The organism is Armatimonadota bacterium, from assembly GCA_016223145.1.
GTDB lineage: Bacteria > Armatimonadota > Fimbriimonadia > Fimbriimonadales > Fimbriimonadaceae > Nitrosymbiomonas.
The window spans coordinates 386,453-402,367 of record JACRPN010000008.1 but is presented as its reverse complement, the minus strand read 5'-3'; the positions used below and the strand labels follow the sequence as shown (position 1 = coordinate 402,367).

The window sequence follows — 15,915 nt, the reverse complement described above, 5'->3', positions numbered from 1 at the left end:
GGCCCAACGGGCCGAAAGGATAAAGCGAAGGGCTTCGCCCTGGATTCCGTCTAGTACCAAATCCTCCCAAGCTCTGAAAGGGCGCAAAGCGACACCCGGTCAAACATAGACGATCAGGGTTTTCTTCAACCCACCTTCGCTTCTTTCTTAAAGCACTCGTCCGATTGCCCGGGATACGCTTCAAGCAGGCGCTCTTTGTTGTAGATAAAGTCCTCTACCTTGTAGTCGGCAAGCTCAAAATCCTGTCGGAGCACGATCGCCCCCGTCGGGCAGGCCTCCTGGCAATAGCCGCAGAAGATGCACCGGAGCATATTGATTTCGTATCGGACCGCATAGCGCTCACCCGGAGAAAACCGCGCTGCGTCGGTGTTTTCGGCAGCCACCACGTTGATGCACTTGGCAGGACAGGCGCCCGCGCACAGCGAGCAGCCAATGCACTTCTCAAGGCCGTCCTCATGCTTGGTCAGGAAGTGGCGCCAGCGGGTGCGCTCGGGCAGATCGCGCTTTTCCTCTGGGTAGCCGATGGTTACCTTTTCGTGGCGTAGGCGCTTGCCAGTGATCTTCATGCCCTTAACGATGGGCATCACGATGTCCTTCCAAATGCCTACAGACATGGCGCCTCCTGGGAAAGGAGAAATGAGTGACGGTGGCTAGAATGGCTGGGAGGGTGTGAATCGTCCAGATCAACTCTCACATTTCTTACAACTTTCACAACGCTCACCATTCTCACCAAGTCCCCTCTTCTCACGCTTCCACCTCTTCCAGGGTCCTCGGAGTCAGTTCGACCAGCCTCAGCTCGCTCATCGAGCTGTGCTGCTGCTTCTTGATCTTCTCTTGAAGCTTCAGCACGCCATAGATCAGCGCATCCGGCGAGGGCGGACATCCGGGCACATAAACGTCCACGGGTACCACCTGGTCGGCACCCTGCACGATCGCGTAGTTGTTATAGACGCCGCCGGAACTCGCACAGGCGCCCATACTGATGACCCACTTGGGCTCGGGCATCTGGTCATAAATCTGCCGAAGAACCGGCGCCATCTTTTTGCTGAGCCTGCCCGCGATGATCATCACGTCGGCCTGTCTTGGAGTCGCTCGAAAGGCTTCGGAGCCGAACCGCGCCAGGTCAAATCTCGCCGCAACCGTGCTCATCATTTCGATTGCGCAGCAGGCGAGGCCGAAGGTCAGCGGCCAAAGGGCGTTGGCCCTTGCTTGTTTGATGAGCAGATCGACGCTGGTCACGACGACATTGCCCCCGCGCTCGGCGCCGCCGATGGGGGGTGAGGAACTGTCGTGAAGAACGAGGGTTTCAACGCGTTTTGGCATGCGGACTCCGAATCTGGATTCTACCGTCTCGTACGTTGGAAAGGACTAAGCCGAGGGAAACGGTGGTTTTCAGGTTTTCGGGTTGTCAGGTTTTCAGGTGTTCAGGTTGTCAGGACGGAGATTCCCGACTTGATGCTGCTGGTACTTCTGAAACTGGACGTCGTTTCTCAGTGTGCCCTCGAAAAGCAAGACGTCGGAGATCTCACAAATGGCCGTCCCACCTCAAGGCCCGAATCCCTGCAACCTCAAACACCCGAAAACCTGAACACCTGAAAACCCGACAACCTGCTCACCAAGACACCACTGAACATGCTCTCCCAGGTACCCTTTCCCCGCTCAATGCGCACGGCCGATTGGACGCGACGCATCTTTCTACAAGATGAGGCCGGCGGACTTCACGTCCGCCCCACGGAAGGGGTCACGGAGTGGGCATCGCTCACGGAAGAGGCCCGTCCGGCGTTGCTTGCCGCCTCTTACCTGCAGAAGCCCCGGAAGGTCCTCGTCGTCACCTCCAACTACGATCGATGCCTGCGCTGGCAGTCCAAGCTTCAGCTTTGCGGAGTCCCTGAGATCGACATCCACCAGCTTCCCAGCGGTCTCTCGGCGCTCTTTGAGGACGCCAACCCCGAGCACTTCGCGCTTTCCGACCGAATCGGCGCGATTGAGGCCTTGGCCGCCGATGCGCCCTGCGTCGTGATCACGACGGCGGTTGCCGTGCTTGAGCGCACCCTGCCCAAGTCCATCCTTCAAGAGGCGTTTGTCGAGCTCAAACCCGGGATGTCCACCGAACCCGAAAAGCTCGTCAGGCGCTTGGCGCGGTTGGGCTACGAGCGCCAAGAACCGGTGCGCCAGCCGGGCCACTTCAGCCGTCGAGGCGGCATCCTGGACCTCTTCGCCATGGGGCGTGATTTGCCGATCCGCATCGAGTTCTTTGGCGACGAGATCGAGAGCATTCGGCAGTTCGACCCGACCTCGCAGCGTTCTGTCGGGGCGATTCCGGCCCTGCGGCTCGCGCCCTCGCGTGAAACGCTCTACCCGAAGGACATCGCGGAGTTCGGCGCGCTGATGCGGCACGCCCTCGAACAGGAAGCGCCGAACCTCTCCGCCGAGGCCGGCAAGAACCTGGAGGAACTGGTTGAGAGCGACATCGAGGCGCTGGGAAAGAAGGTGTACTTCGATCGCCTGGATCTCTATCGTCCGTGGATCCACCCGGATGCCCAAGGCGCCGTTCACCTGCTCGAGGAAACCGATCTGCTGGTGCTCGAGGAGCCCTCGGAACTCGACGCGTTTGGCGCTCGCGGTTTCGAGGAATTGGGGCAAGCGCTGGATGCCAGGACCGATCGTGGCGAGATCCTGCGTAGTTTCGCCAACGATTTCATGGAGCCGGTTGAGAGTCTCGGAGCGTTCTCGAATGTGCTGGCGCTCACCTCGATGAACGACACTCCGGACTGGCTGGAAGTTGAACACCGTCGGGATTGGGGTTCGGCGAGCCTGCAGGCCTACCGCGGCAATCCAAGCGCCCTGGCCCAGACCCTCAAGAACTGGAAGAAAGAACAACTGTTCTGCATCATCTGCACCGACCAGCCCAATCGGGCCAAGTCAGTTCTTGGCGGAGCAGACGTGTTTCCGGTGGAGCTTCCCTCGCAAGCGGACCCGTCTGACAAGTCCGACAGGTCCGACAAGTCAAACAGGTCAATCGGAGCCGCTAAGCCCACTCTCCCCCCCGGCTTCTACCTTTCCCACGGAAACCTCGCGGGCGGGTTCGTCTTCCCCGAACAAAAGGTCGCCTTTCTCACCGACGCGGAGATTTTCGGCGTCGGCCGGCTCCGGCTGCCTCAAAAGCGCTTCCTTGAAGGCGCACCGATCGCCACCCTGCTCGACCTCAAACCGGGCGACTATGTCGTGCACATCCAGTTCGGCATCGGCATCTATCGCGGCCTCGCCAAGCGAGAGGTGGACGGCGTCGAGAAGGAGTTCCTCTACATCGAGTACGAAGCGCCGGACAAGCTCTTCGTTCCTGCAGACCAGCTCGACCGCGTCCAGAAGTACCTCAACCCCGGCGACGCCCACCCCAAGCTCAACCGTCTCCGGGGCCAGGAATGGCAAAGAACCATCTCCAAGGCCAAGGAGAATGCCCGGGCCTTTGCCGCGGACCTGGTGAAGCTGTACGCCCAGCGGACCCTCATCCAGCGCAGGCCTTACGGCCCGGACACGCCCTGGCAGGGCGAACTGGAGTCAACGTTCCCATGGGTCGAGACGCCGAGCCAGCTTCTCGCCGTGCAGCAGGTGAAATGCGACCTAAGAAATGACTTTCCGATGGACCGCCTGGTCTGCGGCGACGTGGGGTTCGGCAAAACCGAAGTGGCGATCCGAGCGGCCTTCAAGGTCGTCCAAGAGGGCCGGCAAGTTTCTGTACTCTGCCCCACGACCATCCTCTCAGAGCAGCATTTTCGCAACTTCGAGGAGCGCATGGGGCCTTTTGGAACCAAGATCGGCTTACTCAACCGCTTTGTCAAGAGCTCCCGGCGCTGCGAGACCTTAAAGGAAGCCGAAGCCGGCAAGCTCGACATCCTCATTGGAACCCATGCCGTGCTCAGCGAGGGCGTCAAATTCAGGGAGCTTGGCCTGCTCGTCGTGGACGAGGAACAGAAATTTGGCGTGAAGCAGAAGGAGCAGATCAAGAAGCTCAAGACCGCCGTCGATGTACTCACGCTCTCCGCGACCCCCATCCCGCGCACCCTCAGCATGGCCTTGATGGACATCCGGCAGATGTCGCTCATCAACGACCCACCGCCGGGCCGGCTGCCGATTCGCACTTTCCTGCGGACCTACAGCCACGAAGTGGTCCGGGAGGCGATTCTGCGAGAACTCTCGCGAGGCGGCCAGACGTTCTTCGTCTACAACCGGGTCGAGGGCATCTATCACGTCGCCGAACGCCTGCGAAAACTGGTGCCCACCGCTCGCATCGCCGTTGGCCATGGCCAAATGCACGAGCACGAGCTCGAGCAGGTGATGATGGCCTTCATCCACGGCGAAGTGGACGTGCTCGTCAGCACCACAATCGTAGAGAGCGGCCTGGACATTTCCAATGTCAACACGCTCATCGTCGAGAATGCCGATCGCTTTGGGCTGTCGCAGCTCTATCAGCTCAGGGGGCGCGTGGGTCGCTCGGACCGCCAGGCTTACGCCTACTTCCTCTACCAGTCCAACCGTGAAATCTCGGATCAGGCACTTCAGAGGCTCCAGGCGCTGCAGGAGTTCACCGCTTTGGGTTCGGGCTATTCGCTCGCCTTTCGGGACCTTCAGATTCGCGGCGCGGGCGACCTTTTGGGCGCCAAACAGCATGGCGCGATGGCGACGGTCGGCTACGAGCTCTACACGCAACTCATCCAGGAGGCGGTGGCTCAGCACAAAGCGTCTCTCCTTGGTTCGCTTCAGGCCACCCGTGGGGCAGACGCTCAGTCTGCCATCGACGATGCTGAGGCCATGGCAGCCCAGATGGAGCCTTTGCCGCTACTCGATCTGCCCGTGCCCGCGCTCCTTCCAGACTCCTACATCACCGACCAGGCCCAGCGGCTCTACTACTACCAGCGCCTGATGGCAAGCAAGGACGAGGCCTCGCTCACCGAGGCTCAAGGCGAGATCGAAGACCGCTATGGGCACCCGCCCGAGCCCGCCCGAAACGCCTTTGACGTCATGCGGCTCAGAATGACGATGCGGCGTCTGGGGATATCAAAGATCGACGGCCACGACGGGCGCCTGTCGGTTGGCTTCAAGGACCGGCAAAAGGTGCCCCCAATGGCGCTCTCACTTCTCGGCAAAAGGAACCGGGAGTGCTATCTGACCCGAGATAGCCTCATCTGGCCCGTTACCGGAAGCGCGATCACAGCCACTGAGCGGATGCTGAACGCCTACGAGCGCTGCCTCGACGAGGTCCGCGAGGCGGCGAAGCACGATTAGGCCACGTCCCACTGTCCGCTCGGCCAGACTCGACCGGACGGCCTAACGAAGCGAAGGCCAACGCCCTGGTGCATCGCTCACCGACGAAACAGCCTCTCCAAAACGAATTGGGGACGCCGAATCGGCGTCCCCAATGCTCAAGCTTAAGCCTGACTGCCCCTAGTCGTAGCTGGGCTTCTTCAGCCAGGACTTCGGCACCGGCTTCACACCGCTGGAAACCGCCGCAAACTCGGGACTCTTCAAGACCTTCGTCGAAACGAGCATCTTCACGATGCCGCTCTCGGTCTTCACGCGTACGACCTGCAGGTTCGGCAACTGCGTACGGTTCTTCTTCGGAGCCCGGAACTTCCACGCGCCCGAGTGCCTATGGCGAATGTGCTTCGCACTGTTGCCTTTCTTTCCGCTGACTTGACAAATTCTGGCCATGACTCAATTCCTATCGGACGCTCCCGGCGCGAGCCTCATAGGATACTCGCTGGGCCCCCGCGTTCGCAAGGTGCCGTCCGGACTATTGATCGCCTCTTACTTGGCGGCTTTCCCCTTGGCAGCCTTCTTCGGCTTCTCCGCCACTGGTGCCTCGACCTCGGCCTCCACCACGGCGCTGGCATCCGACTCGACTTCGATCGGGGCCTCGAATTCGGCTACGGCCGCCACTTCCACAGGGAATTCCACCTCGACTTCGGGCTCCGCAACCGCGACGGGCTCCTCTTCCACCTTCGCCTTCGCTCTGGATGCGGCTCGCTTCTTGGTGGTCGAGCCCATCTCGACACCGACGGCCCCATCGGAGAAGTTGGCCTTCACCTTGATCCTCCTGGCCAACTCGCCGCCGCTGATGGTGTTCCAGTTCGCTCGCTCCAGCGCCCACTGCCAACCAATGTCGGTCGGGGAATAGACAAACTCGACGCCGCCTTGCAGCAGCTCGCTGAGGGTGGCCTGAAGGTCCTTCCGCTCCTTCAGTCTGGCCTCTCCCGCGCTGTAATTCGGCGAAAGCCCCACGTTCAACTGCACGGGCTCCTCCTCCGGGCTGGTCTTGGTCTTCTTGACCGGCTCGGCGCTCTCCTGAATCTGGTCGATCTCGGTCACGAGCGCCTTGGTCAGCTTGTCGTAGTCTTCGGGCCAGCGGTATTGGTTCCCGTCGTAAAGCGCCACCGCATGTCGGCCCGTGAGCACGAGGGCAGAGGCGAGCAGCGCCACATCGGTCGGGCGCATTTTCGGATAGGTCTTGCGGACCTGTTCGACGGCAGCTTCAAGCTTGGTCAGATGGCAAGTAAACAAACTTCGGGACTCCCTGCGGCGCTCGATATGGGTCCGGCGAGAAGCGCCGGAAGTTGCGCCATAATCGCATAGTTTACCCGTTAGGAGGCTAATCCGTGAATCCTAAGCTCTGGACCTTGGCGCTTCTCGCGCTTCTTCTCTCCCTTTTCGTGGCCGGCTGTTCCTCTGGGAGCGGCGACACGGCGTCCGGCACCGGCCCTGCCGATGGAGGCGCCAAGAAGCTCAAAGTCGGCATCGTGTTCGACAAAGGCGGACGCGGCGACAAGTCCTTCAACGACAGCGCCTGGAGGGGCATCGAGCGCGCGAAAAACGAGCTCGGGATCGAAGAGGCAATGGTCGAGAGCAAAGCCGACAACGAATATGAAGGCAACCTGACCGCCATGGCCGACAAGGGCTGCGACCTGGTCTTCGCGATCGGCTACGCGATGAAGGACGCCGTATCGGCGGTCGCCAAGAACTACCCCAAGATCAAATTCGCGCTGGTGGATGACGTGGCGGCGGGCGACAACGTCCGTTCCCTCACCTTCAAGGAGGAAGAAGGCAGCTTCCTGGTCGGTTATCTTGCCGGCCTGATGACGACCTCGAACAAGGTGGGCTTTGTGGGCGGCATGCAGTCGGACCTGATCACCAAGTTCTATGCGGGCTACGTCGCAGGTGTCAAGACTGCCAATCCTGCCGCCGAGGTTCTGCCGGCCAAGTACACGGGTAACTGGGACAACCCCGACACCGCCAAGGTCGCGGCAAACGTGCTCTTCGGGGGTGGCGCGGACGTGGTCTATCACGCTGCGGGCAAGGCTGGGCTCGGCGTGATCAACGCGGCCCAGGACAACAAGAAGTACGCCATCGGCGTGGATAGCGATCAGGACGACCTCGCACAGGGCTTCGTGCTCACCAGCATGATCAAACGCGTGGACGAGTCGGTCTTCAAGACGATCCAAGACCTCAAGGACGGCAAATTCACGAACGGCCAGATGGTCTTTGGGCTCAAGGACGGCGGCGTCGGCACTTCAGAGATGAAGTTCACGAAGGACAAGATCGGCAAAGAGAAGCTGGATAAGCTCGCCAAGGTCAGCGACGACATCAAGTCGGGGACCCTGGTGGTACCCGCCACGCAGAAAGAACTCGAAGCCTACTTGGCGACGGCCAAGTAGGGCGTAGCCCACCGGCGCCCACGTGATGCACAGCGACAGGATTGCGGTCTGGCTTGATACCGACCCGGGGTCGGACATCGATGATGCGCTGGCACTGGCCTACCTCCTGGCTCAGCCACGTTGCGAGCTGCTTGGAGTGTCCACCGTCAGCGGCGACACGCGCAAGCGCGCTGCGATCGTTCGTCACTTGTGCAATCTGGCCGGGCGCGGGGATGTGCCCGTTCTGGCCGGGCTCTCCAAACCGCTGGGTTCCGGGCCTGGCCAACCGGAAGTGCCCCACTTCGAAGCCTTGCCCCCTTCTGCGAAGGGGATGGAACCAGACGCCGAGGACGCTGTTGACGGGCTGTATCGGCGGCTATCGGAGCGCCCCGGCGAGGTGACCCTGCTTGCTATCGGCCCGATGACCAATGTCGGCACTCTCTTTCAACGTTATCCCGACGCGCCCAGACTGCTTAAGGAAATCGTGCTCATGTGCGGGGCGTTCCGCTCACGGATGGATCGGGAAGTGCCCGAGGTAGAGCACAACGTTCGATGCGATCCCGATGCGGCAAGGGCCCTCTTCGAGCGGGCAACCGAAGGGTCCATCCATGCGGTGGGGCTCGACGTCACGCTCGATTGCCGGCTCTCGGAGGCGGAGTGCCGGGCTCGGTTCGCAGCCGGTGGCCCGTTGCTGCAAGCGACCCTGGAGATGGCAGAGGTCTGGTTCAGGGGCGCGCCTCAGATCATCTTTCACGACCCCTTGGCTGCCGCCTTGCTGTTCGCACCGCAAGTTGGGGAGTTCGGACGCGGTGACGTTTCCGTGGATGTTGGGGGGGCGCAATGGCCCGGCAAGACCCATTGGACGCGCAATCCGAAAGGGCGGCAATTCGTGGCAGATGACGTGAACCCACACGCCTTCTTCACCCACTATTTCGAAACGGTGGGGGGCTAAACTCGATGCCAATGGAGCCAGGCAAACGGGTTTTCAGCGAGCAAGAGGTCTCCGAGATCATTCGCCGGGCGGCAGAGCTTCAAGAGGGGTCCGCCAGTTCGTCCTCGGAGTATCGGCCCGGCGTGACGCGGCAGGAGCTTGAGCGTGCCGCCGCCGAGGTTGGGGTCTCGCCCCAGTTCTTGCAGCAAGCCATCCAGGAAAAGCTCGCAGGCGTGCAGCAGGGTCAGGCTGGGGGACTTGCCCCGGAAGTGGAACGCGTCGTGGAAGGCGAACTCGATCCTGCCGATTACGACGTGGTCGTCGAGCAACTCCCCTTGAGAAGCTCGCGCAAGTTCCCGGTGAGCCAGATCGGGCGGAGCATGCAGGCGCGCGCCATGACCGGTTCAGGGCTGGCAAGCGTGTCGCTTCACTCGCGAAACGGACGCACAAGGATCCGGGTCAAGCCAGTTCTGGTATTCGAGGCGTTGGGCTCGTTCTATCCTGCGTTCTTACTGTCCATCATTGCAGGTGCACCGATGGCCGACGCCGGACATGGCGCATTGGCTGCGGGAATCGTGGCTGCTGCGTGGACTCTGGCCACCGCCGGGTTTTTCACATGGACCCGCAAGTCCCGCACGAACGCGACAAAGCTCGCGGATCGGATCGAGGCGATCGTCGCGGAAGAACTTGAGAATCAAGCGCGAAAGAGGCTGGAGACTGCAACGCCGGCCACCGCAACGAAAGTGGAAGAACGGCTTCAGACAGGACTGAGCGGCGAGTAACGCGTGCAAGGCCGGGCCACATGGCTCCTCCATTGCGGAGTCAGGGCGGCCCCGCGATGGCATATCCAGGTGCCTTTCGCCGCAGACAGTTCTTTGTTCACCGTCTCACCGACTCGCCCCTCACCCACTCTCTGTCTCAGTGCCCGACGGAGCCCTGCCTATTCACGACCCTAAACGAGTCGGCGGCCTTCACCAGCGCCCAGTCGCCCTGCTTCTTGACCACTTGCGCCTGACCCACGACGCTTCCCTTGCCCAATGGCACCCAGATCGGCTTGTTCGCAAAGCGAGCCGGGACGTTGAACACGTAGGAGTCGGGCTCCTCGGAGGCTAGAACGATCGCTTTGGGGTAGTCCGCCGCCGAGGTTGAGCCGGTCAGCTTGATCGAGCGTGCAAAGACGTTTGCCGGCAGCGTGGACTCGGCGTACAGCGCCAACCCCATGTAAGCGTCCATTCCCCTCTGTCCAGTCTTTGAGAGCTCCGAGCGGTCGGGGCCGTTGAGCGCGGCGACGTCGGCGAGGGGATCCACCTTCTGCTTGACGTACTTGTCCAGGTCGGCCAGCGAGGCGCCCATCGCGTCCACTTCCTTCAGCTTGCCGCCGGCCATCAGGTCGCGTAGCCACCGGAGGTAAAGGCGCTCGCCCAAGTACCCGTTTGCCCAGTCCTCGGGCTGAACGAACCCTCCGATCGTCGGCAGCGTGGCGTGGCCGTACTCGTGCGCCACTTCCCTCGCCATCTCCAGAGGATCGGAAAACGACGGGATCGCATAGATGTAGATGGTGTTGACCTTCTTTGGCGCCCCTTCGGGCGTCGTCTCTTGACGGTCTTCGGCAATGAGCTGTTCCCCGCCTGCCTTGCCGCCGAACGCCAGGTAGACGTCGATGATCCCGAAGTTCAGGTTCGGGTTGTGGTCCATCTTGAGCCGGCGGTAGTTCAAGTCCCAGAGGCGCATCATCATCCGAACCACCTGCTCGGCAACGTCGCCGACCTCGCGGCGCTGCTGCTCGAACACGCGCACCCTTGGCCTGAAGCTCTGCGAACCTTCTGGCTTAGCCAGCCCAGGGAAACCCCATTCGTACTCCCAGCTCCATTTGGGGCAAAGCTTGGCTCGGCTCAGCCGCTCGCCGGGCACCTGGATTTGCGTGCGCGGCTCGCCGCCATCGAAGTTCGGCAGGCCGAGGACCTTGGTGTCCTGGTCTTGCTGCGCTGGCGTGAGGGCCGGGGCAGCGCCCGCCCAGGCCACCGAGAGCAAAGCTGAAGCCAACCACCCCACCATCGCTCAGTGCCCCTCGTTTTCGAGGTACCTCTCTGCCTCGATCGCCGCCATGCAGCCCGTTCCCGCGGCCGTGATGGCCTGCCGGAACACATGATCCATCACGTCGCCACAGGCAAAAACGCCCGGAATCTTGGTCTTGGTAGACCAAGACGACGTGCTCAAGTATCCGAGTTCATCCATATCGAGTTGGCCCTTGAAGAGCTCGCTGTTCGGCTTGTGCCCGATCGCCACAAAGACGCCGTCGATCGGCATCTCTTGGGTCGAGCCGTCCAGGGTGCTCCTTACCCTTACGCCGGTTACTCGTTTGACGGGTTCCACCACCCCCATGATTTCGTCGATTTCGGTGTTCAGCAGAAAGTCGATCTTGGGGTTCGCCGCGGCGCGGTCCTGCATGATCTTGCTGGCCCGAAAACCCTCCCTGCGGTGCACGATCGTGACCCGCGAGCAGAACCGAGTCAGGAAGTTCGCCTCCTCCATGGCCGTATCGCCACCTCCCACCACGAAAACGTGCTTTTCCCGGTAGAAAGCCCCATCGCAGGTGGCGCAGGCGCTAACACCGTAGCCGCCGAACTCCTGCTCGCCCTTCGCGCCGATCCACTTGGCCTCCGCGCCGGTCGCGATGATCACCGTCCGGCCCAGGTAAAGCTCGTCGTCGCACCAGACCTTGAACGGCCTCGCCGAAAGGTCCACCTTGGTCACCAATTTCCACTGGACGGCCGCGCCAAAACGCGTAGCCTGCCGCTCGAAGAGGGGCATGAGGTCCGGGCCCATGATGCCGTCGGGAAAACCCGGGTAGTTCTCGACCTCTGTAGTGATGGTGAGCTGGCCACCGGGCTGTAGACCCGCGAATACGATCGGGGCCAGGTTGGCCCTGGCGGTGTAAAGGGCGGCGGTGTAGCCCGCTGGGCCCGAGCCGACGATGAGCACGTTATGAACGGTTTGAGTCGATTCCATGTTGACCTTTGCGACCTTCTACGTGGGAAAGAACGAAGGGTTCCGGTACCGGAAGGGGAAGCTGGGCTATTGGGTGCACACCCGCCCGGATTGCCAGAATTGTGCCGCGATGCGATGATTGATACCCTGAATAGGCGGGAAAAGGCGTATAGTGAAGATCGGGATGGGAACTGAGGCTCCGAGCGCGCCCGCCGAACCGGTGGGCGTCTATACGGTGATCATGGCGACGGTCGAGCAAATGGCGTCGATCGCTTGGCAGAAACTCGGCCTTCAGCCGGACTTTCTGACCGGCAGAATCCACAAGGATCTGAGCGAAGCCAAGGTCGCGATCGACATCACCACCCACCTGGCATCTTTTCTAGAGCCGAAACTGGATGAGGAGGATAAACGTCGTCTTCATAACCTCATCCGTGACCTTCGAACCAACTTCGTCCAGCAAAGCAAGGAGACCACAACGGCATGATCAAACCCCAGACCGTTGGTACTGGATCGCGCAGCCACTCGAAGAGAGACGAGGCTGCTCTACACGCGGGCCGGCTTAGCCGACGCCTCGCGGATGCGGCCGCCGAAGCGGAGTCGGCCATCTGCCAGGTCGTCGAGACCGATCCGCAGACCACGCAGTCGGTGGCGCTATCTCGCTTTGCCGACGCTTTCGGGGCGTTTCTTGAGACAATCCAGGAATCTGGGCGCTACGGCCCCACCGCCGAGCTCTCGGCGAAGTACGACGTGCTCCGCGAAGAGCTCTCCAACGACTATCCTGCCCTTCAGCCCGCGTTGGCGGCGCGAGTGGACCCGCTCGAGGAGCGTCGGGCACTTTCGTTCGACTTTCATGGGCTATGGAGCGACCCGTTCGAAACCCTCCTCGCAACCGAGAGTCTGGGTGAAGCTCTTGACAGGCCCTCCAGGCTTACGGCGCGAGAGGCCCTCCGGGCCGTCAAGGCCATCGAAAAGCTCTGGGAAGCATCGGAAGGCCTGAGTCACGACTGACCGAGATGCGACAGACCTTTCGGAAGGCCGACTTTCGATCACTCGAAGCTACGTGGAACACATTCTATCCGCCCCGATACCGGGTGGATGCCGAGGCCATCGAACGGCATACGGTAGGGTGCCAGCTCTTTGATTGGGGCGCTTCCATGATCGATTCCGTCGAGAACCGGGCGCTCGCCTTAGTTGCGATCAAGAGATCGGCGACCCCAAAGTGCTTCGCCGGCATGGACCCGGACCAGGCTCACCTGAGCGCCGTGGCCTACTTGGACCCCTCGGATGGCGTCGATCTCTTTGCCGACGTGAAGCGGACCCTCAAGAACCGGGGGTTCACCAAGATCGTGGTCGGGCAGGACATCGACCACTTTTTTTCGGGGTGCCCAGACGACTGCTGCAACCTCAAGAGCTTCCTAATGATCGAGGGTTTTGAAGAGGGCGGCGAAAACGTGGACCTGGAACGAGACCTTGGGGACTACGTGCCCCCCGCGGGCAGCTTGGACCCTCTTGGCGCATGGCCCGGCAGCGATTTGCCAGCCATGGATAGGCCCTCTGTAGCTGAGATGAGGCCCAAAGACCGTGAAATGCTTTTAGCCTTCCTCCACAGAGAGTTTCCTGGACGCTGGACCCACGACACGATGTCCAAACTGGAGCGCGAGGCGTGCACGGACTTTGTGTATCTGCTGTGGGTCGATGGCAAGGTGGAGGGATTCGCGTCCACCCAGAACTGGACCCATGTGTCGCCATGCTGCGGAGCGGTCTGGCACCTGGACCTGGGCGAGCACTGGGGCGCACTGGGCCCGATCGGAGTTTCGGCATCGGTGCGAGGCCGGGGCCTTGGCAATGCCCTCCTCGGAGCGGCTCTCCAGGGCCTGCACCTGCGAGGAGTCCGTCGGACCATCATCGACTGGACAGGCCTGGTGGACTTCTATGGCGGCCACGGGTTCGAAGTCGCCCGCCGGCACAGGTCCTACGAGTTGGCTCTCTAAACCCCTTCGTCGTTTGGCTCGTTAATGAGGAGCGGGGTTGGGGGTGGAGACCCGGCCCCGGAAGTAAGTGGCTCGTCTAAAACTCCACGACCCCCACAGAGAAACCCTTTGGGCCTGTGCCGCAGACGACCCCACTAGCTGACAAATCGCCGTTCGCTAGAACCTAACGACGCTCCCTCTTTCGCGGCCCTCTCCCAGGCTCATCGCCTCGAGGTAGCAGCCAAAATCGCTCCTCATCACCAGATAGATCGGATACCGAGTGTCCACGGTCAGCGTACTTGGGGACGCCTGGCCGCCACCGCCTCGGCTTCGCGCTCGCTGAGCCAACTGCTCGTTTGTGGGCGCTTCCTCAAGCAAAGCCAGTCGCTCCTGGATCAGCCTCGTTTGCTGGGGACCGAGCGCGAATCGCGTTGATGCCCCCTGCTCCCGGAACGCCTCGGATAGCTGGTAGTCGGAGACAAGATTCAGCGCAGCCTGCACCAGTCGGGCATCGCTTGCCTGCCTCCTGGACAGGTCCTTCCCTTCTCGTGAGTCCAGGAACGCCCTGACCGTGGCCTTTGCGCGGGTGCGAAATTCGATGGGTTCGAAGTCGAGTCGATATTCCGATTTGCTGGCAGACAGCCTCGCGCCGGCGACCTTAGCCACATAGTTCAGGAACTCGACCTCGGGAAGGTCCTTGATCGCGGCCATCATCGGAAGGTCTCTATAGACCCAGTGGACGCTGATCGGCCGCGAGAACATGGCTGATTGAAGCGCCCCAACAGTGATGCACTTGCCCTTCTCCGTGGCGAGCGTGACCACGCCATCTTTGAGGGCCTCCTCCGGAAACGGAGCGGGGCTATAGCCCGATGGCTTTGGGCCGATTATGGGTGGAGCAAACAGATGCCGCGAGATCTTGCCGGGATGGACCGCCAATCGCGTGCCGCCTGCCACCTTGAGGCCCGTCGCGGCCTTGACCGCGTCGGCCAGCTGGTCTGGCTTGCCGGGATCGAGTCTGAGCGCTGGATATTGAACGCGTTCGAATGCGCAGACGATGGCGCTCGACTTTCCGGCCTTCGCCAATGATTCGGCAAGAGCCGTGGCGTCGCCGCCCGGAAACTCGGCTGCCTGAAGCAGTGCTGCTGCGAGGCAAAGGGTGGTCATCATAGCCTCCGGCATCCGTTTGGACGCCCACAAGCCATGACGCGTTGGTGCTCAGGCCGTTTCGGTTGCCGTAGAAGACCTAAAGGGGCCAAGCTCGCGTCGCGCTGCGAGGCGTATACTATACATTGTTGTCATGATTGCCCGAATCGTCCAAGCCATCAAGCGAACCCCACCGCCCAACCCGGCGGTTCCCGCGGCGCTGATGGAGTCGGTCAAGGAGGCGATGCGCGACGTCCAGGCATACGCACGGTCGCACGGCGGCCGCATCGACCTGGTCTCGGTGGATGAGCACGGCACGGTGCGGGTCAAGTTCCGAGGCGCCTGTGCGGGCTGCCCGATGTCTTCGGTGACCTTGCGTCTTGGCGTCGAGGAGCGCCTAAAAGCCCTTGCGCCCGGTGTCCGCGAGGTTATCGCGGTCTAGTTTCGAAGTTCACCGGCACTTCCTCGCTCGCCCTCAATCACCCTTCTTTTTGCCAGTTCATGTAGGGGCTCCATTCGGAGCTGGGCGTGTGCGTGAGCTCGGCGAGCCGCGCCAAAAACAGCCCGACTGCATCGCCAAACTCGTGCGGCGTCAGGGTCTGGCTCCCCGAAGTGGCCAATGGGCTAACCTTGCCTACAAAGCCCCACTTGATCAGGATTTCAAGCTGCTTGCGCGCCGCCGTGCCCGCTTTCAAGCTCAGCAGCTTCTTATCGTAGGAAATCATCGGCGGGGTGAACTTGAACTTGCCCTTGCAGAGGGTGAAAACGCGCCCCATCTCGGAGGCTATCGCGTCGGTCTTCGCCGCAGAGGACCCTCCAGCGACCCGCGCCGGAGTTTTCTTCGATTTCAGGATCACCCGCTGCACGGCGGTCTCGACCTTCAGGAACACGTCGGAGAACTCGTCGCGCGAGATCGGCTTGGCGTCCAACGGCCCCGATCCCGTACCCTCCTTGTGGGCAAACTTCCCCGTCTGAAGCCCGTCTTGGGCTGGTTGAGCAAGGTTTAGCCCAGACGTCCCGCCTGGGATGCCCAGGCTGAAAGAAAGGAATCCAGAGAACTGAATGCCCCGTCCCTCAACAGTCCCGAGCGGAGTTCCCCAAGCCGTCCCAAACGCGATCAGCGCCGTTGCCAAGATCAAGAGAATTCGCATGGTGCACTTGGTCGCCGCGCCCCGCAGGAGGGCCGGCCCCGTAT

16 protein-coding genes are annotated in these 15,915 nt (G+C 61.7%); 8 read left to right on the top strand and 8 right to left on the bottom strand.

Annotated elements, in window-relative coordinates; all coding sequences use genetic code 11:
* Positions 1 to 125: 125 nt before the first annotated feature.
* On the bottom strand, positions 126 to 614 hold the full coding sequence (locus tag HZC36_07030) for an NADH-quinone oxidoreductase subunit I (protein ID MBI5706729.1): 489 nt from the start codon (positions 612 to 614) through the stop codon (positions 126 to 128).
* 130 nt (positions 615 to 744) lie between these two features.
* A complete protein-coding gene (locus HZC36_07025) occupies positions 745 to 1,323 on the bottom strand; it encodes an NADH-quinone oxidoreductase subunit B (GenBank protein ID MBI5706728.1) in 579 nt (192 codons plus the stop codon).
* A gap of 339 nt (positions 1,324 to 1,662) precedes the next feature.
* Between HZC36_07025 and mfd the strand changes: the two genes are divergently transcribed.
* Positions 1,663 to 5,283, top strand: coding sequence for a transcription-repair coupling factor (gene mfd / locus HZC36_07020; protein MBI5706727.1), 3,621 nt, complete (start codon positions 1,663 to 1,665; stop codon positions 5,281 to 5,283).
* 159 nt (positions 5,284 to 5,442) lie between these two features.
* Here mfd and HZC36_07015 read toward each other — a convergent pair whose 3' ends face one another.
* A complete protein-coding gene (locus tag HZC36_07015; protein ID MBI5706726.1) occupies positions 5,443 to 5,709 on the bottom strand; it encodes a hypothetical protein in 267 nt (88 codons plus the stop codon).
* A 96-nt stretch (positions 5,710 to 5,805) separates the two neighbouring features.
* Positions 5,806 to 6,558 carry a hypothetical protein gene (locus HZC36_07010; GenBank protein ID MBI5706725.1) on the bottom strand — a complete coding sequence of 251 codons (753 nt, stop codon included), beginning with the start codon at positions 6,556 to 6,558 and terminating at the stop codon, positions 5,806 to 5,808.
* 95 nt (positions 6,559 to 6,653) lie between these two features.
* On the opposite strand from HZC36_07010, the gene HZC36_07005 reads away from it, so the two are divergent.
* From HZC36_07005 to HZC36_06995, 3 genes are read left to right on the top strand one after another with little or no spacing between them, the layout of a single operon-like run.
* Positions 6,654 to 7,709 carry a BMP family ABC transporter substrate-binding protein gene (locus tag HZC36_07005; GenBank protein MBI5706724.1) on the top strand — a complete coding sequence of 352 codons (1,056 nt, stop codon included), beginning with the start codon at positions 6,654 to 6,656 and terminating at the stop codon, positions 7,707 to 7,709.
* A gap of 25 nt (positions 7,710 to 7,734) precedes the next feature.
* Complete coding sequence (locus HZC36_07000) at positions 7,735 to 8,640, top strand: nucleoside hydrolase (protein ID MBI5706723.1); 906 nt, start codon at positions 7,735 to 7,737, stop codon at positions 8,638 to 8,640.
* An 11-nt stretch (positions 8,641 to 8,651) separates the two neighbouring features.
* Complete coding sequence (locus HZC36_06995; protein ID MBI5706722.1) at positions 8,652 to 9,401, top strand: hypothetical protein; 750 nt, start codon at positions 8,652 to 8,654, stop codon at positions 9,399 to 9,401.
* 136 nt (positions 9,402 to 9,537) lie between these two features.
* On the opposite strand, the gene HZC36_06990 is transcribed toward HZC36_06995, so the two are convergent.
* Complete coding sequence (locus HZC36_06990) at positions 9,538 to 10,662, bottom strand: hypothetical protein (protein ID MBI5706721.1); 1,125 nt, start codon at positions 10,660 to 10,662, stop codon at positions 9,538 to 9,540.
* A gap of 15 nt (positions 10,663 to 10,677) precedes the next feature.
* Positions 10,678 to 11,628 (bottom strand): thioredoxin-disulfide reductase, encoded by a 951-nt coding sequence (gene trxB, locus HZC36_06985; protein ID MBI5706720.1) that lies wholly within the window; start codon positions 11,626 to 11,628, stop codon positions 10,678 to 10,680.
* A 163-nt stretch (positions 11,629 to 11,791) separates the two neighbouring features.
* Between trxB and HZC36_06980 the strand changes: the two genes are divergently transcribed.
* Genes HZC36_06980 through HZC36_06970 form a run of 3 tightly spaced genes read left to right on the top strand, consistent with a single transcriptional unit; the run spans position 11,792 to position 13,598 of the window.
* Positions 11,792 to 12,091, top strand: coding sequence for a DUF1844 domain-containing protein (locus HZC36_06980; protein MBI5706719.1), 300 nt, complete (start codon positions 11,792 to 11,794; stop codon positions 12,089 to 12,091).
* The gene (locus HZC36_06975) at positions 12,088 to 12,615 is read left to right on the top strand and encodes a hypothetical protein (GenBank protein ID MBI5706718.1); all 528 of its coding nucleotides are present in this window, start codon (positions 12,088 to 12,090) and stop codon (positions 12,613 to 12,615) included. Before HZC36_06980 ends, HZC36_06975 begins: the two co-directional genes overlap by 4 nt.
* A gap of 5 nt (positions 12,616 to 12,620) precedes the next feature.
* A complete protein-coding gene (locus HZC36_06970) occupies positions 12,621 to 13,598 on the top strand; it encodes a GNAT family N-acetyltransferase (protein ID MBI5706717.1) in 978 nt (325 codons plus the stop codon).
* Between the two features lie 156 nt (positions 13,599 to 13,754).
* Here the strand turns inward: HZC36_06970 and HZC36_06965 are convergent, their stop codons facing one another.
* A complete protein-coding gene (locus tag HZC36_06965; protein MBI5706716.1) occupies positions 13,755 to 14,744 on the bottom strand; it encodes a hypothetical protein in 990 nt (329 codons plus the stop codon).
* A 199-nt stretch (positions 14,745 to 14,943) separates the two neighbouring features.
* Here HZC36_06965 and HZC36_06960 point away from each other — a divergent pair, with 199 nt between their 5' ends.
* Entirely contained in the window at positions 14,944 to 15,162 is a 219-nt protein-coding gene (locus HZC36_06960; GenBank protein MBI5706715.1) for a NifU family protein, read from the top strand.
* Between the two features lie 37 nt (positions 15,163 to 15,199).
* On the opposite strand, the gene HZC36_06955 is transcribed toward HZC36_06960, so the two are convergent.
* Entirely contained in the window at positions 15,200 to 15,871 is a 672-nt protein-coding gene (locus tag HZC36_06955) for a hypothetical protein (GenBank protein ID MBI5706714.1), read from the bottom strand.
* Positions 15,872 to 15,915 lie beyond the last annotated feature (44 nt).

Excerpts from the sequence above, each read along its gene's own strand:
- HZC36_06970 (MBI5706717.1), top strand. The coding sequence starts at position 12,621 with ATGCGACAGACCTTTCGGAAGGCCGACTTTCGATCACTCGAAGCTACG.
- HZC36_07000 (MBI5706723.1), top strand. The coding sequence starts at position 7,735 with ATGCACAGCGACAGGATTGCGGTCTGGCTTGATACCGACCCGGGGTCG.
- trxB (MBI5706720.1), bottom strand. The coding sequence starts at position 11,628 with ATGGAATCGACTCAAACCGTTCATAACGTGCTCATCGTCGGCTCGGGC.
- HZC36_06995 (MBI5706722.1), top strand. The coding sequence starts at position 8,652 with ATGGAGCCAGGCAAACGGGTTTTCAGCGAGCAAGAGGTCTCCGAGATC.
- HZC36_07015 (MBI5706726.1), bottom strand. The coding sequence starts at position 5,709 with ATGGCCAGAATTTGTCAAGTCAGCGGAAAGAAAGGCAACAGTGCGAAG.
- HZC36_06965 (MBI5706716.1), bottom strand. The coding sequence starts at position 14,744 with ATGATGACCACCCTTTGCCTCGCAGCAGCACTGCTTCAGGCAGCCGAG.
- HZC36_06980 (MBI5706719.1), top strand. The coding sequence starts at position 11,792 with ATGGGAACTGAGGCTCCGAGCGCGCCCGCCGAACCGGTGGGCGTCTAT.
- HZC36_06960 (MBI5706715.1), top strand. The coding sequence starts at position 14,944 with ATGGAGTCGGTCAAGGAGGCGATGCGCGACGTCCAGGCATACGCACGG.
- HZC36_06975 (MBI5706718.1), top strand. The coding sequence starts at position 12,088 with ATGATCAAACCCCAGACCGTTGGTACTGGATCGCGCAGCCACTCGAAG.
- HZC36_06955 (MBI5706714.1), bottom strand. The coding sequence starts at position 15,871 with ATGCGAATTCTCTTGATCTTGGCAACGGCGCTGATCGCGTTTGGGACG.
- HZC36_07025 (MBI5706728.1), bottom strand. The coding sequence starts at position 1,323 with ATGCCAAAACGCGTTGAAACCCTCGTTCTTCACGACAGTTCCTCACCC.
- HZC36_07030 (MBI5706729.1), bottom strand. The coding sequence starts at position 614 with ATGTCTGTAGGCATTTGGAAGGACATCGTGATGCCCATCGTTAAGGGC.
- mfd (MBI5706727.1), top strand. The coding sequence starts at position 1,663 with ATGCGCACGGCCGATTGGACGCGACGCATCTTTCTACAAGATGAGGCC.